The sequence below is a fragment of the Pseudomonas sp. 29 genome, from assembly GCF_002754355.1.
Taxonomy (GTDB): Bacteria; Pseudomonadota; Gammaproteobacteria; order Pseudomonadales; family Pseudomonadaceae; genus Aquipseudomonas; species Aquipseudomonas neuropathica.
In genome coordinates this window covers 5,269,700-5,293,172 of sequence record NZ_PEEY01000001.1, presented here as the reverse complement: position 1 = coordinate 5,293,172, position 23,473 = coordinate 5,269,700, and the positions used below count along the sequence as shown (strand labels likewise).

Here is a 23,473-nt window from a genome sequence, read left to right as displayed (position 1 = left end):
CTGCCGATTTACTCTAAAAAGAATTGGCACATAATGAGACCGATTTTTCTTAATTGAAAAATAACACACATCAGAAATTATTGCTTTTATAACTCGACGAAGCCTTTCTGAAACTACCGAAAAGATGAGCCCTTTGTGCCTAACAATAAATATGAGCGATTACCCCACGCGGGGGACTTCGAAAAAGATAATGGACTAGAAATAATATACTTGTCTCCGAAACCGATACCAACCGGGATGCCTGCGATCAGCTCTCGGCAACTACACCGCAATGCTAATAACACCTTCCTGGACTTTCCTACAGGGCAAGGGAACTTCGAGTTCATGGCGCGAATTGGTATTGGTTCGATAATATTGATTATCACCTCGCTTTTTTTGTTCTCAGCTTTCGCTTCTTGGATCAGAAGATACTCAGAACCGTTCCTGAGTGCTTGGGCCAGTTTTTTCTTCAACCCCGTGATATGGTTCATAATTCTATCAATTGCTGCACTCTATCTTTATTACTTTACAAAGTTAGCCAATGAACTTTCTTCAAACCCACCTCTACGTTTTAATCGCGAGCGCCGCGAAGTTGTATACGTAGCTAAAAAAGGAGAAAAGCCCAGATATACAGCTTGGGAAAGCGTTATAGCCTGCATATCTTCCGGCAAACTGATAACACAATATTCTGTAACCCCAGAGCACAAGCTAATGATCGGTCTGCGCGAAACGACCAGCGGCGAAGTCCTTTGGAGCGTAATACCATGTGGTAGCTTAAGTCTGGCGATATCAGAATGGGAGGCTATTAGAGCTTACATGGAGAATGGTATAGACAGCCTCCCAACCAATTATAGCGACGAACTTGAAGAAGGTACTGTCGAGTTTTTCAAATTATGCCGTGAGAGCTATCGCGAAGAACATTCCCTAGTACGTTACATCTGGGGTTTTATCACAATTCAGTTATTTAGTGGCTGGACTTTACCATGCTACATATCCGAATGGATTAACAATCGTCCTAAAGCGCTTTTCCCCAAGGAAGTATTAGAGTGGTCAAAGCCCCTGCCACTAGCAGATCATGCAAAGCCCAGCAAAGAGCTAGTTGCGGAAACCGAAGAAATCCGCAAGCACTTCGCAAGAGGGAAGACTCTTTTAGATTACTTCAGCGTAAAATTCTCTGATGAGGATACAAAATCCGAGACAAGTGAATAATTACTACCTCGGACTTTGCGTCGCTAGTATATATGGCGCATTCCGAGTTCCCGTAAGATGCCATATACAACGGCGAAATAGAGCAACCACGAAGGATGCCACACTCTACCGGATCAATTGAATGCCTGATAAAAAATCCTACCGTTTGCCTCAAGCCGGTGACACTGAAAACAAATTCGGAACCGAATTTATTTATCTTTCGCCGACGCCAGTTCCAACAGGGGTGCAAGCCTTCAGCGCTCGCAACTTACATCAAGAGGCAAACGAAACCTATCTGGATTTTTCCGTAGGACGCGGAAACTTTGAGTTCATGGCGAGAGTGGGTATTGGCGTCGTCATGTTTTTTATTATTTTTCTATTTCTTGCAACCGGATATTTGTCCTGGCTACGACGAAATTTTGAACCGTTCTTATCAAGTTGGTGGGAGTTTTTCTCCGGCCCGGTTGTGTGGGCCATTGTAATACCATTAGCCTTGCTCTATACCGTGATCTTTTATCTTTCCACACGCCAGATCACACAACATCCACCCTTACGTTTTAACCGTCAACGTCGCGAGATCGTTTTCATTCCAAAAAAAGGAAGTCGCCCTCATTATGTAGCTTGGGAAAGTACTATTGCTTGCGTAACTGCTGGCCAACTAGTAACGCAATATGCAACGATACCTGAATTCAAATTAATGATCGGCTTGCGTGAACCAGAAACCGGAAACATTCTTTGGTCATCGGTGGCTTGTGAGAGTTTAAGTTTAGCCATTTCCGAATGGGAGGCTATACGGGCCTATATGGAAGAAGGACCCTCAGCCTTGCCTGCGCCACAAACAGACGAACTTGAAGAAGGAAGTGTGGCATTTTTCCATTTATGTCGACGAACTTACCGAGCAGAACACTCCGTAATCCGTTACGCCTGGGGCTTCCTGACGATACAGTTTTTTAGCGGCTGGACTTTGCCCTGCTATATTTCCGGTTGGGTAAATAACCGCCCAAAGGCAAAATTCCCTAAAGAAGTACTGCAGTGGTCGAAGCCAATATCCACTGATCAGCATGCAAATCCGAGCGAGGAACTTTTAAATAAAAGTGCCGAGATTCGCTCGACCTTTTCAAAGGGGAAAACTTTTCTCGACCATTTCAAACTCAAGCGATCTGATCAAGCACAGTAAATAGACAATCGGGGGATAAACCACGTTTTCTTTCTTCTAGAAGTGGTCTCCCCGCGAATAACCTGCCCTCTTACTCGCACACCGGCTAATCCACATAAAAATCCGCGAAAATCTGAAGAGCAACACTTACGTCATCAAAGCTGAAACCCCGCATCCACAATGCATCTACTCAACCAGTTCGCCCGCCACCTCATACTTCACCACCACCCGATTCCGATAAAGCCTCTCCCTTTCCACCAAAGCCCCCACCTGCCCCTTTTCCCTGACCTCTCGCCAAATCTCGTTCTCGCGAAACACCCTGCTGCCTTCCCGCACAAACCGATGCGCCTCTTGAAACACGTGATAGCGATACTGGCGAACCCGATCACACAACAACTCCCCTTCGAGTTGTGTCTCGCCGACGTTCAATTTCAACTGAAAGCTCCGATCCGTCGGGTTGTGCAGCACCAGATCAACGTAGTTGTAGAAAATCGCCGCTCCGGACCCGAACGGCAGCACCCGCCCCTCATCCGGAAACGGGTCGAAGCTGTGGTTGGAGCGTTCGACCACCACCAGCGGTGAATGAATGGCCATCCAATGGATCAGGTTGCTCAGTTGGCAAATGCCACCGCCTACCCCGCGTCGTGCCTCGCCGAAAGACAATTCCATGCCTTCAACGTAGCCGCGCTTCAACGTCGGGCGGCCGACGAGGCGGCAGAAGGAGAAGTGTTCGCCGGGGGCGATGATGACGCTGTCGATGGCGGCGACGGCGAGTTTGAGGTTGATGACTTTGTTGTGTTGCAGGGCGAGGTCGGAGTTGCCGAGTTTGCGGATCAGTTTTGAGGTGTGTTTGAGGTAGCGATATGGCAGACGCTCGGCCGTGGCGACGGGGCGTGCGTAGCGTTTGCTGGAACAGCGCCAGGCAATCTGGCGGAACAGTCTTTTTTGCCACACGCGCAGCCAGTACAACGCCGGGTGGTAGAGGGAAAGTGGTTTCATCCGTGACACAACGGCGTGCGCCGTTTCTTCCTTGAGCCGTGAGGGGGGCGCGCATTTTATCCGGTAATGACCGGCAGCACCCCATGCATTTCATTAGACCAGCAGCCTCTCTTCGGCATACATCTACCGTCACATCCGCAAATTAAGGTTCGACTAAGGTTGCCTCGCTACGATCGCGGCAACGAAACCCTGTTGTCCTTGAATCGCAGATGAGTCCTTCCGACATGAAAGCGTTTGATTTACCAGCCCAGCCAGCGTCGAATTTCAGCCTTGTCTTGGTAAATTACAAAACCCCGGACATCACCCGAATGTGCCTCGAGCTTTTGCGTGAGCATGTCCAGGAACAACGCATTCCGGTGTGGGTAGTGGACAACGATTCGGCGGATGCCAGTCTCGATTACTTGCGTTCGCTCGACTGGATCAACTTGATTGAACGGCCTTCCCCGGGCAAGGAAATCGGCCATATTGCGCATGGCAAGGCGCTGGATCTGGCGCTGGAAAAAGTCGACACCGATTATTTGTTTCTGTTGCACACCGACACCTTTGTCTACGACAAGGAAGTGTTTGCGATGATGATGCGTGAATGCACGAAAAAACCGGATATGGCCGCAGTCGGTTGTGTAGAACAACTCAATCGCGGGGTTGTTCGTGACACTTGGCGGTTAACTTCGCGTTTCTGCAAGCACTATGCTCGTAAAGCGAAAGTGCGTCTGGGTCTGCGTTCGAAAATGCCAAGACCCTACAAGGAAACTCATCTGAAAAGTTTCTGCACATTGTGGAATGTCCGTCTGATGAAGTCCCTGGGCCTGCACTTCTGCATGGATGAGCAGGTGCCCGGTTATGCGCTGCAAGATCAAATGAGCAGCCTGGGCTATGGCATCAAGTTCCTGTCACCGCGCAAGATTTTCAGCTATCTGGATCACATTCAGTCAGGAACCGTCGCGGCGGCGGGCACCTACGGGGTAAATCACCGCAGGACAAAAATGTATCAGGCCACGCTGAAGCGCTTTCAAGGGGCAGCTAGACACAACTGAAGCGCACACCTCGGTCTAATTCACAGCAAACAAAAAGGGCGACTATAAAGTCGCCCTTTTTGTTTGCAGAAATTGTATACATTCACTCCGAAGAGGTGTTCGCCCAGTGTAATGGCCTGGCAATCCATGCACCGGTAAAGAGCCCTGACACTGGGCGAACGGGTAGGATTTTAATAGAAGTTGGCGCTTATGTCCTCATTCTTGAATATGAAATTTATGTACGGAAACGTTAATAGATATTTATCGGCGATTCCTTTCATGAAACTTTCAATGAGGTCAAACCACACTAATAGTATGACTACTCTCATACAAAAACTGTACAAGAGCAGTCATCCTGTAGAGTTAAAGCTCAACTTTCATGTTGACTGGTCACTTTTAAGATATCGGTGTAAGTGACAATAACGCTCTGCCCTTCTTTCAGATCTTTCAGCTTGGCTTGAATTTCAGGCTGTTTCACGTCGAGGACTTTCGATTGACCTTGCGGGTTTTGCAGGGTCACCTGATTTGTTTTCAAATCAATTTTGGTGATTTTCAACTGCACCTGAACCTGACGATACGCCTCGCCACCGGGGTTATCGCTGCCCGGAGCCTTACGCAACTCACCAGTACGTTCGGTGGTACCAGGCAGACCTTTATCCACATCGGTGTCGAGGTAAGCGGCGACAGAACGCTGCACCTGGATGGTGACCTGATCGCCGGCCTTGAGATTGTCGAGGTTTTTCGCCTTGTCGCTGAGCTGAACGTGAACCGGCTTGCCTTCGGCACCTTCCAGCACAACTTGATGGTTGGCGGCATCGACGGAGATCACTTTGGTGGTGACCTTATCCGCCTCGATGGAAGCGGACAGCGGAATATCGGCAGCGAAGGCGCCGAAGCTGGTGGCGGACAGTACGGTTGCGAGGGTGATGGCCTTGGCCAGTGCGTCGAGCTTCATAATCAATACTTTCCCTGTGATGAATGGCAGCGCTCGCCGCCGAATCGACTTCGGCGACGAGCGTGCCACTGAGCATAGACGCAGTTCAGGGCTTGGCTTTGGTTTGTGACGGCGAGCTTTGTTGCTTGGCGGTGTCCTGCGCGGTGGATTCGCCACTGGGCGTGCCTTTGCCATTGTTTTCACGCTGTTTCGGGTCGGTGGGCCGCAGGGCGTCGTTGTCGCGTTCGGTTTCGCCCGGTGGACGGGGTTCGTCGGGGTGTTCGCCTTGGGTGATGGGTTTCATTGGGTTGTCCTCAAGCTTCGGGGTCGTCGAGTTCACGGGCGACGTTGATCGCCGGTGAGTCCTTGTGCAGGTCGTCGGCCTTGGCGCGCAGGATCTGCCATTGCTCAAGGTCGATGGCGCCTTGGCCGAGCAGGTCGTCGGCGATGCGTTGCAGATCGAAGTAATGTGCGTCGGGGGATTGCTGCCAGTAGGTTTCGTCGTCGAACAGGCGTTGCCAAGTGGTCATGTCTGGAGGTTGCAGATCGTCGCTCATGGGGGAGTCCTCGACGGCGTTTCGCAAAGGTGTGAGAGATATTCGGTAGAGGGGTTGAGAAGTAGCGGAGTTCCAGCCAATTTCTTTGTGGTGTCTGGGCGGGCGCTTTCGCGAGCAGGCTCGCTCCCACATTTTGATTTCGGTCAGATCCGGATTCTGCGCCCGTTACAACTCGCAGTTTTTACGAGGCGCTTTCAGTACCCGGTCATTTCCAGATAGCCCCGGCCGGGATGGCTGCCGCTGATGTGCACCGGGCCTTCCCAATAGGGGATGCGCAGGTTCATCCAGGCATTGGGGTTGAGCGCGTCGAGGCTGATGTCGAGGTGTTTGTCGGGAATGCTGATCGACCATTTCACCGGCATCGCCCGGCCGGCGACCTTGGCCGTGGTTTGCGGGATGAGCTGGATCTGCGAACTGCGCAGTGTTTGCGTCTGACCGTCGGCAGCAATCCACGTGCCGGTGAGATACGGCGCGCCGTCCTTCTGGCGCATGCGGTACAGCATCACGTGTTCACCACTGTCCAGGTGCAGGGAAAACCAGTCCCAACCGGTTTGATTGGCGGTCAGCGGCTGGCTGCTCCATTCGCGATCGAGCCATGCCGGGCCGCTGACGGTGTAGGTCTGGCCGTCAATCTGCAAGGTGCCGCTGGCCTGAAAAAACGGCTGACTGTAGTAATACGACGCCTGACCTTCTTCGGATTTCTGGCTGGAGCCCTTGTCGCCCTGCAGCACCAGCGGACGGCTGGACGTGAGGTGCAGTTGATAGGCGAAATCCTTGTCGCGAGCGCTGAGTTGCAGGTCGCTCAGGGGATCCTGCGCCTGACTGGCAAACCGCCAATCATCGATCCACGCCTCGAACGGCGCCAGTTGCACACCCGCCTGCCCCACCCCGCCTCGGGCGTAACGTTCGGCGGCGTGATGCACCGTGCTCGAAGTCACCGCGGCATGCCCCAGCCAGATCGTCTGATCAGCCCACCCGGCCTGCTCCGCCACTGGTTTCAATGCACTGCGAAACAGCGTCCACTGCACGCCGAATTCATTGCCCTGCTGATCCTTGAGATTGGCGGTGACGTACCACCACTCAATGCGAAAGCCGTCATGCGCCCCGTGATCTGCGGGAAAACTGAACACCCGCCCCGGCACCACCGGCGTAAACGCCAACGCCTGATTGCCCATCCCGGCGAAGCCCTTCTGCTCCGGCGCCGATTGATCGCAACCGCCGAGCAGCAGCAAAACCAGGAGCACAAAGCGGTTAATCCTCATGGGCAAACGTCCTCAACAGGTCCGCCGGTTGCGTGCGGTACAACGAGTACAGCGGCCATGCCGACGCCAGCAATGTCGCCAGTAACGCCAGTCCCATCAGTTGCAGCAATTGCCATGGGAATATCCGCAACGGCAACCGCCAACCAAACGCCTGAACGTTGATCACCGCATCCAGGCACCACGCCAATGCGATCCCCAACGGCAACGCTAACACCAGCGTCAGCACCGCCAACAGCCAGGTCTGACCAAGATTGAGCAGCATCAATTGCCGCCGCGTTACGCCCAACGCCCACAGCGGTGCGAGTTGTCCGAGGCGACTCTGGCTTTGCGTCAGCAGGCTGATGAACAGCGCCACACCCGCCACCGCCAAGGTCAAACTGTTCAACGCCGCCGTCGCCGCAAAGGTCCGTTCGAAGACTTGCACCGACCAGCCCTTGAGCCGCGCCTGATCAACGATGCGACTGTCATCGAGTTGAAAACGCGTCTGCAATGCAGCTAAAAATCCCGGGATGTTCTGCGGTTCGATGCGCAGATTGAAACGGTTCGGCGTCAGTTGCGGCCAGCCGCGCAACAGGTGGTTGATGTTGACCAGCAAATGCCCCTTGGGATTGCCGTAGTCGGCGTAGATGCCAACGATGCGCGGCGACCATGGGCCATTGGGTGTCGGAATCGCCACGTGTTCACCCACGTGCAATTTCAGGCGCCGGGCGATTTGCTCACTGAGCATCACCGCATCATCCGTCACGAGATGCGCCCACGGATCGCCGCCAACGGCATCGAGCAGCGGCCAGTGCTGACGATAATGAGCGTGATCGATGACGCCGAACACTTCGGCCGGCCAGCCCTGCAACGTCACCGCGACCTGCCAGTTGGGCAGAATCGCCGCGATGTTCGGCTGCTGCTTTAGCCAGCTGTACATTTCCCGCGACTGTGCCGGATTGCTCGGGTTGATATACAGCTCGGCGCTCAGGCGTTGTTCGAGCCAGTCATCGAAGGTCTGGCGAAAACCGGCGGTCATGCTGCCGGCACCGATGTTGGCGGCGAGCGCCAAAAGCAACGCCATCAGCGCCAGGCTCAGTGCCGGCAATTGCTGACGACAATCGGCGAGAAACCACTGCCCCAGCACCGAGCGACTGCGCCCGAGCAACTGATTCAACAACGCGCTGAGCAACACCGGCAAAGCCAACGCGGCGCCGATCAGCAACCCGGCCATCAGGACAAAACCGCTGGCCAGACTGTCACCCCAGATCAACGCCACCAAGGCCAGCAAACCGAGCACTGCCGCCAGCCAGCCTTGTCGGCGCAGCCAACGCGCATATTGCTGATGCCAGGCTTGCGGATCCGCCACGGCCAACAACGGCAAACGGGCGGCGCGCAGCAGACTGTTGGACCCGGCGAGCAACGCGCCGAGCAGGCTCAAGCCGATGCCGCTGAACCACCACCACGGACTGAGGCGCAACTGCCCCGCCACTTCCGCGCCATACAAACCGCGCAAGCTGGCGGCGACGTCCGGCAGCAAGACACTCGCCAACCAATAACCGCTGATCACACCGAACAATCCGCCGATCAGCGCCAGCACACCCAGTTCGACGATCAGGCACACGATCAACATCCGCGCGCTGACCCCGCAGGCGCGCAACGTACGCAGCAGACCGCGTCGTTGCTCAAGAGCCAGGCCAATCGCGGCGTGGACGATGAACAAGCCCACCACGAATGACAAAAACCCTAACGCATCGAGATTCAGGTGAAAGCTCTCGGTCAGTCGCGTCAGATTGTTTTCCTCGCCGCTGCTTTTGAGCTGCAACTGACCTTTGAACACGGCGGGCAACTCGCCGTGGAAATCCTTGGGCAGCAATAGCCGCGACAATTGCCCGGGTTGTTCCAGCAGCGTTTGCGCGACGCCGATGTCCACCAGCAACAGGCCGGGCGCCATGTCCTTTTGCGCGAGCAACGGTGGCAAGCGCAGCCCATTAGCCGTTTGTGGTGTGTCGCCTTCACGCAGATCAAGCGCATGCAAGGTTTCCGGAGAAATCCAGGTAGTGCCGGGGGGCATGAAGAACTCGACGACACGCTCAATCGGCAGCGCCTGCCCGGCCACTGCGGAATCGGCCGGCAATGACACCGGCTCGATGCCCATCAATTGCAGGCGCTGATCTTCATGGCCCTTGAGCAGCAACCGCCCCTGCAGCAGCGGAGACACCGGCCAGCCCTGTCGGCGCAGGTCAACGAACCATTGCTGTGCGAACGTCGCGCCGTTCGGCGTACTGAGACTGGCCTGGGGTTCGCCGCCGATCAACTGGCTGGCCCGCGCGTAGCTGTTACGCGCCTGACTGTTCAGCGCCTCGACGCCGGTGAGCAGGCTGGTCGCCAGCCACAAGCCGATCAGCACGCTGAAGAACTGCACCGGATGACGCCGCCAATGGCTGAGCAGCGCACGCAGGGTTTGTCGGAAAACGATCACGTCAGCCGCCCGCTGGACAACACCACTCGCTGCGCCAGGCGCGCCGCGACGCGCGGACTGTGAGTGACCATCAACAATGTAGTGGGCGTGTCATCGAGCAATTCCAGCAACAGCCGCAACACTTCATCACTGGTCGCCTCATCAAGGCTACCGGTGGGCTCATCGGCCAGCAGCAATTTCGGCTGCGAGGCCAATGCCCGCCCCAAGGCGACCCGCTGCTGTTGGCCACCGGAAAGTTGCTCGGGATAACGCTTGAGCAAATCGCCCAGGCCCAGACGCTGCACCAGATGCGCCTGCCAACGCGGTTCATGGCGCCCGGCCAGACGCGCCTGAAAGGCCAGATTGTCCTCGACGCGCAAACTGCCGATCAGGTTGAACTGCTGGAACACCAGACCGATTTCCGTCCGCCGCCAGTTCGCCAGTTGCGCTTCGTTCATGTTTTCCAGCCGATGCTCGCCGCTGCGAATGCTGCCGCTGTCGACTTTGTCGAGACCGGCCACCAGGTGCAGCAAGGTGCTTTTGCCACTGCCGGATTCGCCCATCAGTGCCAGGCTGCTACCGGATTCCAGCGTCAGGTCGACGCCTTGCAGCACCGGCAATGGGCCTTGCGGGGTGAGATAGCTTTTGAAGACGTTTTCAACACGAAGCATGCCGCCACCTGATCGGTCAGTGTGGAGCAAGGATAGCGGATGGCGATGACCGACTTGAACTCAGCGTTGAATTGACCGGCCCCTTCGCGAGCAAGCTCGCTCCCACAGGTTGATCGCATTACAAAGGTGGGAGCGAGCCTGCTCGCGAAAGCGTCAGCCCAGCCAACTCAAACTTACTGCCCCGCCGCCACACTCGTCGGCGCCTGCGACGGCGTGACAATGCTGCCCAGATCAATGTGCTTCCACTCAGGCTTGGCACCCAACCGTGCATTGAAGCGGTAGTTGAAGGTGAACTCATCCGCCGTCGCGACACTCAGTGGCTTGCCATAAACAGCCTCGATCCCCGCCAGGTCATAGCCCATCAACTGCAGCAACGTCGGAAAGATGTTGTAGTGGCTGGAGCGATCCTTGTTCGCCGCCAGTTGCGCCGACCAGTCCAGTGTCTTCAGATCACTGCCCTGAATCACCACCAGCGGCACCAGCCCTTCCTCCTCCACCGGATCGCCACCGCAATGGGTGTTCAGGCCCGGATTACCGCGCTCATGTAAATCCTGACCATGATCAGAGGTATAGATCAGTAACGCATTGTTCAGATTGGCCTGGGCAAACACCCGCGCGAAAAACTCGCCGACGTTCCACAACAGCGTGTTCTTGTAGGCGTTGCGGTACAGCAGCCAGTCATCTGGCTGGCCATTGAAACCGGTGCGTTCGCCGGTATCGGCCACCTCGGTGAACTGCCCGCGCGGTAAGGTCGGGCGGTAGGCCATGAACGCATCGGGATACTTGTCGTGCACCGGAAAGTGCGCGCCGACCTTGTTGATCACCACCAGCTCCGGCTTGTCGTCGTTGAGCAGTTCGATGAGCTTCGCTGCCGCCGCCATGTCGCGATCGCGCACGCTGGTCTGGTCGAATTGCACAAACTGGTCGATGTCCTTCTTCTCGGTATCAGTCATCAGGTTCTGCAGATTGCCGGCGGTGCGCTGGGCGTCGATGTACACGGTGCGCAGCCCAGCCTTCTTGGCGTACTGCCAGATCGACGGCAACGTGGTGTTGATGCGCATGTAGTCGGCGCGGGTGCCGCCGTAACGCAGGGTCACGTTAGTGTCGGCGCTGCAATTGGCGATGGACGCAGCGTAGCCATAATTGAAGATGTCGACACCGGGATGCTCCTGCTTGAGGTTGCTGTGCACGCCGAACGGCGCGTTGATGTCCAGATAATTGCCGGAGATGCTTTCATCGATGATCAGCACAATATCGTGACCGACGGCTGGCGAGGTGCGCGTCAGTGTCACTGGTTCGCGCGGGCCGACGGTGTTGTGCAGGGCTTCATAGGCAAACAGGTTCAGGTAGGCCAGCGGCGTGTACATGATCGGCAAACCCCGCGCGCCCTCGCCCGCACGCAAGAACAGCACCGCACTGAGCAGCAACACGCCGCACAGCGGCGCCGCCACACGTAACGCGTTGGGAATCGCCAGGCCGTGGCGAGGCTTCAGACCGATGCCGAACAGCAACAACAAACCGCTGAGGGCGCCGTGCAGGATCGCGTCTCGATACTGGTACGCCGCTTCCTGGATGAAGCCGCCGGAATACACCAGCGAGACGAAGCTGCTGTAGCTCAGGTAATCCGCCGTTACCCGGGTGTAGACATCGAAAAACACCGCGGAGGCGAACATCACCAATGCGAATGCATGCCGGATGAGACTCTGCCGTATATAGGCCGTTAGATATAACGCTAAAGTTAGCGCCAAAAACATCGCGCCAAAAAGAAGTACAGCAAAACCGAGGCCGATAGCATTTAACCGCTCTATGTAATATTCGACATAAAGCAGAAAATAAATAATTAAAAGCAATTCTTTCGCATATCTGAACATGGCGATACCGGTCTTGCAAAAACGGCGGAGAGTCAAAAGCTTGTCAATCAGAATCTGACACTAGCACCCGGCCATCAAAGCGCAAGAATTGACTGCCTTTTGTAAAAAGCGTCAAAAAACCGATGACTCAAATCTGACACACATCAAACCCAAGAAGCCTTTAAATTAAAGGCTTACGACCGTTTATCGCTTATTTTGAATCTGAACAAATCTGCAAAAAACCAACAAACTCAATCGCAGCAATGACTTGATGGCCAATCGCCAAAAAATGCTCAAGTGTTATACAGATGCAACATGTCATTTTGCTGACACGCTTTGCAAACCCTGCGCTATACCCCATTTACAGTCTTCTTCCGAACTTCTTCTTTTCGCTCTATCGAGGGTGCGCAGATGGACGTGAGCGTATTTGGCACGGGCTATGTTGGATTAATACAAGCCGCCGCACTTGCAGATGTCGGTCATCGCGTTTTATGCGTGGATATTGACCCAAACAAGATTAAACAACTGCAACAAGCGGTGCCGCCAATTAGCGAGCCAGGTTTGTCCAGCACTCTTGAAGAGAACATCAAGGCCGGCCGTCTGCTGTTCAGCACCCAGGCCAGCGATGCGGTCGAGCATGCCGAGCTGATCTTCATCGCCGTCGGCACCCCGGCCGATGAGGACGGTTCTGCCGACCTCAGCCACGTGCTCAACGTCGCCCGGCAAATCGCTTCGCACATGGAGGCCGATCGCACGCTGATCATCAAATCCACGGTACCGGTCGGCACGGCCGATCAGGTGCTGGCCACCGCCAACAGCGAATTGCAGCGCCGCGACAAGGCAGGTCTGACCGTACGGGTGGTCTCCAACCCTGAGTTTCTCAAGGAAGGCAGCGCCCTCGCCGACTGCATGCGCCCGGACCGGATCATCGTCGGCACCCGTGACGACGTAGCCCGCGAGCAGATGAGCGAGCTGTACGCGCCGTTCTGCCGCAACCACGAAAAACTGATGTTCATGGACAACCGCAGCGCCGAGCTGACCAAGTACGCCGCCAACGCCATGCTCGCCACGCGCATCAGTTTCATGAACGAACTGGCCAACCTCACCGAACTGCTCGGTGCCGACATCGAAGCGGTGCGCAAAGGCATCGGTTCTGACCCGCGCATCGGTTACCACTTCATCTATCCGGGCTGCGGCTTCGGTGGCTCATGCTTTCCCAAAGACCTGCGCGCCCTGCTGCACACCGCTGAACACAACGGCATGCCGTTGAAACTGCTGCGCAGCGTCACCGACGTCAACGACCTGCAGCGGCACATACTCTTCAGCAAACTGAAAGCGCAATTCCCGCAAGGCCTTGCCGGCAAATCCATCGCGATCTGGGGCCTGGCATTCAAACCCAACACCGATGACATGCGCGAAGCGCCCAGCCGCTACTTGATGGATGCGCTGTGGGCCGAAGGCGCCAGCGTGCAAGCCTATGATCCGGAAGCGATGTCCGAATGCCGGCGCCTCTACGGCTACCGCAACGATCTGCACCTGTGCGCCACCCGCGACGACACCCTGGAAGACGCCGACGCACTGGTGATCTGTACCGAGTGGAAAAACTTCCGCGTGGTCGATTTCGAGTTGCTCGCCGAAAAGCTCCGTTCGAGAGTGATCATCGACGGCCGCAACCTGTACAACCCGGAACAAGTGGCTGCCGCCGGTTTGCATTACAGCGGCATCGGCCTGCGCCACATTGCCCCCGAAGGGCTACGGCCATGAAGGTGCTGGTCACCGGTGCGGCCGGTTTCATTGGTGCCCATTGCGTGTTGCGGCTGCTGCGCGACGGGCATTCAGTGGTCGGTCTGGACAATTTCAACGCCTACTATGACCCGCAACTCAAGCACGACCGCGTGCAGTGGGTGCGTGAGCAGGCCGGCGATTTCCAGCTCGTCACGGTTGACCTGGCCGACGCCTCGGCCATTGACGCGCTGTTTGTCCGCGAACGGCCGCAAGTGGTGATTCACCTCGCCGCGCAAGCCGGGGTGCGTTACTCGCTGGACAATCCCAAGGCGTATCTGGACAGCAACCTCAACGGTTTCCTGAATATTCTCGAGAGCTGCCGGCATCACCCGGTCGAACACCTGATCTACGCGTCATCGAGCTCGGTGTACGGCGCCAATCAGCACACGCCCTACTCCGTGAAAGACGGCGTCAATCACCCGCTGTCGCTGTACGCCGCGACCAAGAAAGCCAACGAGCTGATGGCGCACAGTTACAGCCATCTGTTTGGCATTCCCTGCACCGGCCTGCGCTTTTTCACCGTGTACGGGCCTTGGGGCCGGCCGGACATGTCGCCGATCCAGTTTGCCCGGGCGATCAGCGAAGGCGAGCCACTGAAGCTGTTCAACTATGGCGAGCACCAGCGCGATTTCACCTACATCGACGACATCATCGAAAGCATCGCCCGCCTCACCGAATGCCCACCGCACGCCGACCCGCACTGGGATCGCGAGCAGCCCGACCCGGCCAGCAGCATGGCGCCGTGGCGGCTGTTCAACATCGGCGGGCAGCATCCGGTCGAGCTGAAAACCTATCTGGCGCTGCTGGAAAAACATCTCGGCCAGAAAGCCATTGTCGAGCTGCTGCCGCTGCAACCGGGCGACGTGCTCAACACTTGCGCCGAGGCCAGCGACCTGGCCCAGGCCACCGGGTTTCAGCCCCGGATCGAGCTGGATGAGGGGCTTGGGCGATTCATCGCTTGGTTCCGCGACTACTACCCCACTGCCTATCGCCCACGCGCCGCTCGCGGCTGAATTAATGCGGAGGACTCCATGACTGGACATGAGAAAGGTGTGCCGATCCAGGAAATGCGCCGTGACAAGCGCGTTGACCCCGAGCACCGAATGCGTCTCGACGCGGCAATCCATCGCCAGGGTCGCGGCTGGTTCACTGGCCGCGACGGCGGTCGCCCATGGCAACTGTCACGCACCAATCGCGTGGTCGCCTGCCTCGGTGCGCTAATGATTCTGGTGCTGATCTCGCCACTGCTGCTGGGTCTGGCACTGGTCATCAAGTTCAGCAGCCCAGGTCCGGTGATGTTCGTGCAAAAGCGTACCGGTTACCGCGGCCGCAAGTTCGGCATGTACAAATTCCGCACCATGGTCGCCAACGCCGAAGAATTGAAAGAATCGCTGCGCCACCTCAACAAGCACGGTGCCGACGCCATCGATTTCAAAATCGACCACGATCCGCGCATCACCCGCATCGGCGGTTTTCTGCGGCGCACCAGCCTCGATGAACTGCCGAACCTGATCAACGTGGTGACCGGTGACATGCGCCTGGTCGGCCCTCGCCCGACCTCGTTCAACGCTTACCGCTACAAGGACAATCACCTCGCCCGTCTGGCGATCTACCCCGGCATGACCGGCCTGTGGCAGATCTCCGGACGCAGCAATATCGACTTCGACCAGCGCGTTGAGTTGGACCTCAGCTACATCGCCGAGCAGAGCCTTTTGCTTGATCTGAAGATTCTGTTGAAAACCCCCTTCAAAGTATTCAGCGGCCACGGAGCAAGCTAATGGACGGTTCAACCAACAAAAGCCTGAGCATTGCCAACCCCAGCGAATCGAACCTGACCTCGACCGTGCTGGATCTCGACCTGCGGATCCTGTTCCTGACCGCCGCAAATCCCGGCGCCGGCACCACCACCAGTGCCTTGGCGCTGGCCAGCCAACTGGCGCAAATGAGCAGCGGCCAGGTGCTGCTGGTCGATGCCAGCCAGTCGGCGAGCAACCTCACGCAGCAGCTGAACCTGAGCAAGGAGCGCGGCCTGCGCGACTTGCTGTTCAACCCGGACAACCCGCCGCTGTTGCAGGACTGCGTGGTGCAGGTCTCGAGCCTGCCCTTCCACGTGCTGCCCAATGGCCGGCCGATCCGCACCATGGAACACCTGACCGCCGAGCGCCTGAGCCCGTTGCTCGATCAATTGGGCAGCCAGTACCGCTTCGTGGTGATCGACGGCGACGCGGTGTATTCCGCTGCCGACACCCTGGTCATCAGCACTCAGGTCGACGGCGTGGTGTTTGTCGTACGCGCCGAAGACACCCGCTGGGAAGCCGCCCAGGCCGCCGTGCAACGCCTGACTCAGGCCGGAGCCAAAGTGGTCGGTAGCGTGTTCAACCGGCGCAAGTACTACATGCCCAAATGGCTTTACAAAAACCTCTAAGCGAACGCGAAGGATGACGCCATGAACGCCAAGATTCTTGTGCTGCTGATGCTGCCGCTTGCAGGCTGCTCGAGCACCTCCGAAACCCAGAACATGCCGGTGAATATCCTCACCGCCACCCCGGCCAACGCCCAGGCGACCGATATGCCGAAGATCGAGCAGACCCTGCGCCCGCAGGACGTGCTCGACGTGATCTTCCATATCAGCACCAGCGGCTCGGACGCCTACCGTGTGCAGTCGGGTGATCAGATCGGCCTGAACTTCACCGCTGCCAGCCAGCTCAACGGCAATCAACTGGTGCTGCCCGACGGCACCATCGAACTGCCGGGCGCCAACACCTCGGTGAAAATCGCCGGGCTGACCAGCGATCAGGCCCGTGAAGAAATCCAGCGCGCCTATCAGCGCAAGCAACTGTTCCAGCCCAACCGCAATCAGCTGACCGTGCAAATCATCAGCCCGCTGACCAATGAGCAGAACCTGAAAAGCGCGCTGAACCACCCGGCCACCGGTATGAGCCGCGAGATCACCGTCGGCACTGACGGCTACGCGAGTTTCCCGGAAATCGGCGCCGTGCCGCTGCAAGGCATGACCGTCAATCAACTGGAAACCTTCCTCAACCAGAAATACGCGCAACTGCCGGGCCGGATGACCGTGGACGTGCTGCTGAAATCCACCGCCGGCAACGAAATCTATGTGCTGGGTGAAGTCGGTCAACCAGGTTCCTACCCGATCCGCAGGCCGGTGTCGGTGCTTGAAGCACTGACCCTGGCCCGTGGCACCAACATCAAGGCGCGCCTGGATTCGGTGGTGATCATGCGCCGCAATGGCAATCAGGTGCAGGCGGTGCATTACGACGTCGAAAAAGCCTTGTCCGGCGATGCCTCGCAAATCGCTTACCTGCAACCGGACGACATGCTGTTCGTGCCAAAAACCAAACTGGCCAGCGCCGGCGAACTCGCTCGCCAACTGGCCGATGTGGTGCTGTTCCAGGGCGTCGGGTTCAGCTTCGGCTACCGCGTTGACAACAAAGACAGCAACAACAACTGACTCTCAGGTGACCGACATGAATCCAAAGGAAAACTACCTGCATGAGTTCTTCAGGATCTTCTTCGCCAACAAACAACTGGTGAAACGGGTCTTCCTGATCTTTGCAGTCATCGCCCTGCTCCTGCCGCTGGTGCTCAAACAGAGCTTCGATATCACCGCGCAGGTGATCGTGCAGTCGAAAAAACTCTCCCAGGGTGACGCCACCACGTCGCTCACGGTGGACAACGCTACGTTCATTCCGCCGTCGCTGGCGGACATGGAAACCGAGAGCAATATCCTCCGCTCGCCGGCGCTGATCCGTCAGACCATCAGCGAACTGCGCGACAAGGGTGAATACACACCTTCGCCGGGCATCTTCAGCAGACTGGTGGCCGAGCCGTTCAAGCGCTACGTCACTTCACCGCTGCGCCAATACGTGATCAATCCGCTGCGCAATGTGCTCGGGCTGGACACCGATCCGGTGCGTGACACCGCGCTCGACGCCTTCACCCAGCAAGCCATCGATAGCCTGAAAATCGAGACCCTGCCCGGCTCCAACGTGATCTCGATCATCTACAGCTTCCCCGATCCGCATCAGGGCACGACGTTTGTTTCAGCCTTGCTGCAGAACTATCTGTTCAGCCGTCAGGCCTTGCAGTCGATCGACTTGCCGCAGTCCTTCTATGAGTCGAAAAAGCATCTCTACCAGGTGCGCCTCGACGGCCTGGAAGGCAATCGCCAAGCCTTGCTGGAAAGTGTCGGCTCGTCGGATCCGAAGGAAGAAATCACCTTCCGCCTCAACGCGATCAACACCGAAGAGCAAGCCCTGAACCTGTATCAGGATCGCCTGTTGCAGAGCCAGCGCTGGCTCGAATATCTGAAAACCGCGTTGGCTGCGGCCAGCAACAACAAGCTCAACGACTACACCTTCCCCTACACCTTCACCACCACCGTCGACAACGTGGCGTTCGAAGATCGGGAAATCAAACAGATGGGCGAGCAACTGACCACCCAGGTCAGCCGCTACATGAATGACCTGGCGGTGTTCCAGCCCGGCAGTGAACCGATGCTGCTGACCCGCGAGCAGATTGCTCGCACCCGTGGCCAGTTCCTCAAAGTGGTGAGCAACCGCATTCAGGAACGCACCAACGATCTGGCGGTGGTCAAGCAAGTGATCGATCAGAAAACCGCGCGCATCGCCGAGTTCAAGAATCGCATCCACGAGTTGCAGCAGACGCAAAGCAAGCTGCGGCAGATGGACACCGAAATCGATGCGCTGCACGCCGCCTTCTCGACTTACGCCCAACGTTTCGCCGAAAGCAGCACCACCGGCGCGCTCAACGACGATCTGTCCAACGCCCGGGTGCTCAGCCCGCCGTTCGAACCGACCGAAGCAGCGTTCCCGAAACCGGGCCTGATCATTCCATTCGGTTTGTTCACCGGGTTGTTGCTGGCGATTGCCCTGGTCTACGTGCGTGAGTTCTTCGATCACCGCTTCAAACACCCGGCGCAAATCAGCCACGAACTGGGTCTGCCGGTGCTGTTGGTGATCAACGACCAGAACGCGCTGCCGAGCAATCCGCACAAGAACTGGACGGTGCCAAGCTTCCTGCACTGGGTGCGCAATTGAGCACCGCATCCTCCCCGACTGCCGCGCTGCCGATCATTCATTTGCTCAGCAGCGGCGGCTTCTATGGCGCCGAGCGCATGTTGCTGGATCATTGTCTGGCGACGCCGGGTCAGCATCAGGTGCTGTTCCTCGACGCGCCGCCAGAACTGATCGCGCGCTTTCGCACGGCCGGGGTCGACTGTCGCGGCTGTGCCGGGCTGGGAGAATTGCTGCAGTATCTGCGTCAGCGCCGCAGTGAAAAACCGCTGATCAATACGCACAACTTCAAAGGGCTGTTGTTCGGTTGGGTCGGCGCAAGCCTGTTGCGCCTGCCGCTGGTGATCACCCAGCACGGCTTCACACCGCGCAGTCGCAAGCAGAAGTTCTACACCTGGCTAAGTCTGCAACTGTGCCGCACCGCGTCGGTGGATCGGGTGGTCTGCGTGGCGGAAAGTATCGCCGCGCTGCACCGTCAGGCCAGCGTCCGCGCGGAGAAATTGCAGGTGATCCCCAATGGTTTGCCAGCCGCTGCGGCGCTGGTGCCTGACGCGGATCGGCAGCGCTGGCTGGTCGGTTACGTCGGTCGTTTGAGCAGCGAGAAAGGCCCGGATCTGTTTCTTGATGCGCTGATTCCGCTGTGTCACCAGCATCCACAACTGGATGCGGTGATGCTCGGTGACGGCCCGGAACGCGAAGTGTTGCAGACGCGAATCGACAACGCCGGTTTGCAGCAACGCATTCGTTTGCCCGGTTATCAGATCGCCATGCAACCGTGGTGGCGGCAACTCGATGCGCTGGTGATCAGCTCGCGCACCGAAGGCACACCGATGATTTTGCTTGAAGCCATGCAGGCCGGGGTGCCGGTGGTGGCGTTCGGCGTCGGCGGCATTCCCGATGTGCTCGAACACCGGCACAACGGCTTACTCGCCACACCGGCCGACTGCGCCGCCCTCGCCCGTCAGCTCGACACGTTGCTGAGCGAGCCGAAACTGGCCCGGCAACTGCGCGACAACGCAAAACGCACGCAACAGGATCGCTACGACCTCAAGGCTTTGGCCGAACGCTGGTCGCAGCTGTACATCCGCACGGCACGGGAGGCACGCGCATGATTTTCCCGCTCTCGATCGTCAGTCTGCTCGGTCTGGTCTGCATCGGTTTGCTGGCCAGCCCTTATCCGTTTCTGGCGCCGGGGGCGGTGCTGGGCCTGGTGGGATTTGCGCTGCTGTACCGCAAACCGACCTGGGGCCTGCTCGGCATTGCTGCACTGGTGCCGTTCGAGGGCTTTTTCAAGGACACGTCGTTCTCCGGCAGCAAGCTGATCGGTGCTTCGCTGGCGGTGATCCTGATGCTGCAACTGGCGTTGCACCAGATTCCCTCGGAGCGCCTGCGCAGCAATATCTGGCGCTTCCTGATCTGGTTTCTGGTGCTGTACTTTCTGAGTTTGCTCAATACCGATGACCTGGGCATGTCGCTCGGCCACCTGCGCGAGCTCAGCGTCGGTCTGATTCTGTTTGTCATCACCCTGTTGATCGGCCGCGAGCTGAACCTCGATCTGTTTGCCCGTCTGGTCACCCTCGCCGTCAGCACCACCTGTGCGATGGCAATGTTCTCGACCAAATTTCAGGATCAGGGTCGCGCCGCCGGACTGCTCGAAGACCCCAACGCGTTCGCCCTGCTGATCGCTTTTGCGATTCCGCTGGGGCTGCTACTGGTGATCCGCAGCCCGAACCTGCTGCACCGGTTGTTCTGGGGCGGTTGCTGCCTGATGCTGTTGGGCGGCATGACCAAAACCGAATCGCGCTCGGGTCTGGTGGTCTTGGCCTTGAGCCTGCTGATCGGCTGCTGGCATTACCGCACCCAACTGACACGGATTCGCCCTCGGCATCTGGGCTTCGCCATGCTTGGCGCGGCGATCGTGATTCCGCTGGCGATCTACGCAATGCCCGCCGGTTACATGGCGCGCATCCAGTCCCTGAGTATTCTCAGCGCCGGTTCCAAGGCTCAGGACGAATCCCTCGGGCGCCGCGCCTCGTACATCGTCGTCGGTAGTCAGATGATCCGCGAGAACCCACTGCTCGGCTCCGGCCCCGGCACCTTTCCGCTGCACTACGCGACCACGGGTTACGCCAAGGCGTTTTCGGCCAACCGCAAAATCGGCGACCTCTATCGTCGTGCGCACAACACCTACCTGGAAATCTTCAGCGAACTGGGGATTCCCGCCGGGCTGTTGTTCGTCGGCATGCTCGGTCTCGGCCTGTACAACCTGATCCGCGCACGCGCCGCGTGGATGTTGCGCCGCGAATGGTATCAGGCCGACATGATGACCCACCTCGGCGTGAGCTTCCTGTCGCTGACCTTGTTCCTGATGTTCCTCAGCGCACCGAACCAGAAATACGTGTGGATCATGCTCGCCATGACCAGCGTCCTGCGCCTGAAAGCCGAGCAGGCGCCCCTGAGCACGGAGGCAAAGGCATGAGCCGCATCAGCATCGTCATCCCGATGTTCAACGAGGCGCGGCACATTGGCCGCACCTTGCTTGCCGCGCAAAAAGCTGCGCATGCCGCCAATGTCGAGTGCGAACTGATTGTGGTCGACAACGGCTCGACCGATCAGGGACCACACATCGCCCGCCAGTTCGGCGCGCAGGTGCTGGTGCAACCAGGTTTGTTGATCGGCGCCCTGCGCAATCGCGGCACGGCCATCGCCACGGGTGAATGGCTGGCCTTCATCGACGCTGACATTGAAATGCCGGAGAGTTGGCTCAAGCCGTTGTTCGACATTGAGGCCAGCGGCCAGGCCGATGTCTTCGGCCTTGATCTGCACACCCCCGCCGAAGCGCCGTGGTACGCCACCGCCTGGCAACGCCGCACCACGCGCGCGTCGTCGCAGGCGTCCCACGTCGTTGACTGGCTGCCCAGCTCAAACCTGCTGATGCGCCGGGGCTGGTTCGACAAGGTCGGCGGTTTCAACGAAAGCCTGCGCACCGGCGAAGACAAGGAATTCACCCTGCGCCTGCACGAACAGGGTGCGCGGCTGCTGTCGATCAATGACAACGTCGCCCTGCATTGGGGTTACGAAATGAACTGGCGCGAATGGATGGGCAAGGAGTTGTGGCGTCAGGGCAGTCACCTGCAACTGCTGCGCACCCATGGCTTCAGCCTGCGCCTGTTGCGCTTTCCGGTGCTGTCGCTGCTGGTGTGGTTGCTGGACTTTCTGGCGATTTCGGCGCTGCTCGATGGCTTTCCGCATCACGCGATCGTCATGGTCAGCCTGACACTCCTACCGGGACTGGTGCTCAGCCTGCGGCAAAGCTCCAAACACCGCAATATCGGCCTGACCCTACAGCTGTGGGGCCTGCACTGGGTGCGTCTGCACCTGGCCGGTGCCGCGTTCATTTTGAGTCTGTGTCATTGGAACGCCAGGAGGCCTGCCCGTGGCTGAGTTCATTTTCTGGATGTGCCTGGTGCTGCCGGTCTACGCCTATGTGGGCTACCCGCTGCTGCTGACGATTCTGGCGCCACTGTTCCCGGCCTGGCGTCACACGCCGGCGCCGCCATTGAGCGTCAGCATCGTGATTGCCGCGCACAACGAGGCGCGGCACATCGAACACAAGTTGCGCACCTTGCTGGCGCAGGATTACCAGCCGGCCTCGCTGCAGATCATTCTCGCCAGTGACGGTTCGACCGATGACACCGTGGCCTGCGCACACAAGGTCGTTGACCCGCGTATCACCGTGCTCGACCTGCCGCGCCAGGGCAAAGCCGCAACGCTGAATGCGGGTGTAGCGCTGAGCACCGGCGACATTCTGGTGTTCACCGACGCCGACAACCAATGGTCGCGCGAAACTCTCGGTTACCTGTTGGCGCCGTTGAATGACCCCAACGTCGGCGGCTGTGCCGGGCATATGGTCATCCCCGTGACTGGCGGTGGCTTGAGCGTCGGCGACAGCCTCTATCGGCATTACGAAGGCTGGCTGCGCCGGGTCGAGAACCGCACCGGCTGCATGGTCTCCGCCGACGGCGCCCTGCTCGCCCTGCGCCGCGAGTTGTTCCAGAACGTGCCGGCCGAGGTCAACGACGATTTCTTTATCAGCACCTGCGCACCGGTCGCGCACAAACGCATCGTCTATGTGCCTGAGGCGCAGGTGATCGACCACGGCGTCGATGAGGCGGACAAGCAATTCCGCCGCCGTCAGCGCGTCACCGTGGGTGGTTTGCAAAGCCTGGCCCAGCGCCGCGAACTGCTCAATCCGCTGAAATATGGCCTGTATTCGATCGCGCTGATCAGCCACAAATTGATCCGCCGTCTCGCACCGATCCTGTTGCTGCCGCTGCTGCTGAGCAACTTCTGGCTGTGGGAAGACCACGGTTTCTATCGCTTGGCCCTGATCGCGCAACTGTTCGGCTATGCCGTGGCGATTGCCGGTTTGCTGGATTCGCAACACCGCTTGCCGAAACCCTTCCGCCTCGCCGCGTTTCTGCTGGTCACCCTCGCCGGGATGAGTCTTGGCCTGTGGCAGTTCCTGCGCGGTCAGCGGTATGCCCAGTGGAATCCGGAACAGAACCGTTAAGAGGACCGA

At 58.1% G+C, this 23,473-nt stretch carries 21 protein-coding genes; 13 read left to right on the top strand and 8 right to left on the bottom strand.

All coding sequences use genetic code 11. The features are described 5' to 3' along the window. Window positions 1-135 precede the first annotated feature (135 nt). Both CLU80_RS24510 and CLU80_RS30385 read left to right on the top strand, forming a co-directional pair. On the top strand, window positions 136-1,188 hold the full coding sequence (locus CLU80_RS24510) for a DUF6708 domain-containing protein (RefSeq protein WP_256573948.1): 1,053 nt from the start codon (window positions 136-138) through the stop codon (window positions 1,186-1,188). 121 nt (window positions 1,189-1,309) lie between these two features. After that, window positions 1,310-2,344 carry a DUF6708 domain-containing protein gene (locus CLU80_RS30385; RefSeq protein ID WP_286079771.1) on the top strand — a complete coding sequence of 345 codons (1,035 nt, stop codon included), beginning with the start codon at window positions 1,310-1,312 and terminating at the stop codon, window positions 2,342-2,344. Between the two features lie 165 nt (window positions 2,345-2,509). On the opposite strand, the gene CLU80_RS24500 is transcribed toward CLU80_RS30385, so the two are convergent. Then, window positions 2,510-3,322: a VanW family protein gene (locus CLU80_RS24500; RefSeq protein WP_099758618.1), complete on the bottom strand. Its 813-nt coding sequence runs from the start codon at window positions 3,320-3,322 to the stop codon at window positions 2,510-2,512. 224 nt (window positions 3,323-3,546) lie between these two features. Between CLU80_RS24500 and CLU80_RS24495 the strand changes: the two genes are divergently transcribed. Next, the gene (locus CLU80_RS24495) at window positions 3,547-4,356 is read left to right on the top strand and encodes a glycosyltransferase family 2 protein (RefSeq protein ID WP_093439102.1); all 810 of its coding nucleotides are present in this window, start codon (window positions 3,547-3,549) and stop codon (window positions 4,354-4,356) included. Window positions 4,357-4,705: 349 nt separating this feature from the next. Here the strand turns inward: CLU80_RS24495 and CLU80_RS24490 are convergent, their stop codons facing one another. The 7 genes from CLU80_RS24490 to CLU80_RS24460 all read right to left on the bottom strand — a co-directional run bounded on the left by CLU80_RS24490 (window position 4,706) and on the right by CLU80_RS24460 (window position 12,070). Further along, window positions 4,706-5,290 carry a hypothetical protein gene (locus CLU80_RS24490; protein ID WP_099758617.1) on the bottom strand — a complete coding sequence of 195 codons (585 nt, stop codon included), beginning with the start codon at window positions 5,288-5,290 and terminating at the stop codon, window positions 4,706-4,708. A gap of 85 nt (window positions 5,291-5,375) precedes the next feature. Continuing rightward, window positions 5,376-5,573, bottom strand: coding sequence for a hypothetical protein (locus CLU80_RS24485; protein WP_093439111.1), 198 nt, complete (start codon window positions 5,571-5,573; stop codon window positions 5,376-5,378). Between the two features lie 10 nt (window positions 5,574-5,583). After that, window positions 5,584-5,826 (bottom strand): hypothetical protein, encoded by a 243-nt coding sequence (locus CLU80_RS24480; protein WP_099758616.1) that lies wholly within the window; start codon window positions 5,824-5,826, stop codon window positions 5,584-5,586. Between the two features lie 194 nt (window positions 5,827-6,020). Next, window positions 6,021-7,088: a lipocalin-like domain-containing protein gene (locus CLU80_RS24475; RefSeq protein ID WP_099758615.1), complete on the bottom strand. Its 1,068-nt coding sequence runs from the start codon at window positions 7,086-7,088 to the stop codon at window positions 6,021-6,023. Beyond that, a complete protein-coding gene (locus CLU80_RS24470; protein ID WP_099758614.1) occupies window positions 7,078-9,549 on the bottom strand; it encodes an ABC transporter permease in 2,472 nt (823 codons plus the stop codon). Before CLU80_RS24470 ends, CLU80_RS24475 begins: the two co-directional genes overlap by 11 nt. Continuing rightward, complete coding sequence (locus CLU80_RS24465) at window positions 9,546-10,199, bottom strand: ABC transporter ATP-binding protein (protein ID WP_099758613.1); 654 nt, start codon at window positions 10,197-10,199, stop codon at window positions 9,546-9,548. The genes CLU80_RS24470 and CLU80_RS24465 overlap by 4 nt, the downstream gene beginning before the upstream one ends. A 173-nt stretch (window positions 10,200-10,372) precedes the next feature. After that, window positions 10,373-12,070, bottom strand: coding sequence for a sulfatase-like hydrolase/transferase (locus tag CLU80_RS24460; protein WP_099758612.1), 1,698 nt, complete (start codon window positions 12,068-12,070; stop codon window positions 10,373-10,375). Window positions 12,071-12,460: 390 nt separating this feature from the next. On the opposite strand from CLU80_RS24460, the gene CLU80_RS24455 reads away from it, so the two are divergent. Genes CLU80_RS24455 through CLU80_RS24410 form a run of 10 tightly spaced genes read left to right on the top strand, consistent with a single transcriptional unit; the run spans window position 12,461 to window position 23,464 of the window. Continuing rightward, window positions 12,461-13,813 carry a UDP-glucose dehydrogenase family protein gene (locus tag CLU80_RS24455; protein ID WP_099758611.1) on the top strand — a complete coding sequence of 451 codons (1,353 nt, stop codon included), beginning with the start codon at window positions 12,461-12,463 and terminating at the stop codon, window positions 13,811-13,813. Further along, a complete protein-coding gene (locus tag CLU80_RS24450; protein ID WP_099758610.1) occupies window positions 13,810-14,847 on the top strand; it encodes an NAD-dependent epimerase in 1,038 nt (345 codons plus the stop codon). Before CLU80_RS24455 ends, CLU80_RS24450 begins: the two co-directional genes overlap by 4 nt. An 18-nt stretch (window positions 14,848-14,865) precedes the next feature. Then, complete coding sequence (locus CLU80_RS24445) at window positions 14,866-15,612, top strand: sugar transferase (RefSeq protein ID WP_093439148.1); 747 nt, start codon at window positions 14,866-14,868, stop codon at window positions 15,610-15,612. Beyond that, the gene (locus CLU80_RS24440; protein ID WP_093439152.1) at window positions 15,612-16,259 is read left to right on the top strand and encodes a CpsD/CapB family tyrosine-protein kinase; all 648 of its coding nucleotides are present in this window, start codon (window positions 15,612-15,614) and stop codon (window positions 16,257-16,259) included. The genes CLU80_RS24445 and CLU80_RS24440 overlap by 1 nt, the downstream gene beginning before the upstream one ends. A 21-nt stretch (window positions 16,260-16,280) precedes the next feature. Then, window positions 16,281-17,306 carry a polysaccharide biosynthesis/export family protein gene (locus CLU80_RS24435; protein ID WP_099758609.1) on the top strand — a complete coding sequence of 342 codons (1,026 nt, stop codon included), beginning with the start codon at window positions 16,281-16,283 and terminating at the stop codon, window positions 17,304-17,306. 16 nt (window positions 17,307-17,322) lie between these two features. Then, window positions 17,323-18,915: a GumC family protein gene (locus CLU80_RS24430; RefSeq protein ID WP_093439161.1), complete on the top strand. Its 1,593-nt coding sequence runs from the start codon at window positions 17,323-17,325 to the stop codon at window positions 18,913-18,915. After that, window positions 18,912-20,003 (top strand): glycosyltransferase family 4 protein, encoded by a 1,092-nt coding sequence (locus CLU80_RS24425; RefSeq protein WP_093439165.1) that lies wholly within the window; start codon window positions 18,912-18,914, stop codon window positions 20,001-20,003. The genes CLU80_RS24430 and CLU80_RS24425 overlap by 4 nt, the downstream gene beginning before the upstream one ends. Beyond that, window positions 20,000-21,370, top strand: a complete 1,371-nt coding sequence (locus CLU80_RS24420; RefSeq protein WP_099758608.1) for an O-antigen ligase family protein — start codon at window positions 20,000-20,002, stop codon at window positions 21,368-21,370. The genes CLU80_RS24425 and CLU80_RS24420 overlap by 4 nt, the downstream gene beginning before the upstream one ends. Then, the gene (locus CLU80_RS24415) at window positions 21,367-22,335 is read left to right on the top strand and encodes a glycosyltransferase (RefSeq protein ID WP_099758607.1); all 969 of its coding nucleotides are present in this window, start codon (window positions 21,367-21,369) and stop codon (window positions 22,333-22,335) included. The genes CLU80_RS24420 and CLU80_RS24415 overlap by 4 nt, the downstream gene beginning before the upstream one ends. Continuing rightward, window positions 22,328-23,464 (top strand): glycosyltransferase, encoded by a 1,137-nt coding sequence (locus tag CLU80_RS24410; RefSeq protein ID WP_099758606.1) that lies wholly within the window; start codon window positions 22,328-22,330, stop codon window positions 23,462-23,464. The genes CLU80_RS24415 and CLU80_RS24410 overlap by 8 nt, the downstream gene beginning before the upstream one ends. The last annotated feature ends 9 nt before the right edge of the window (window positions 23,465-23,473 follow it).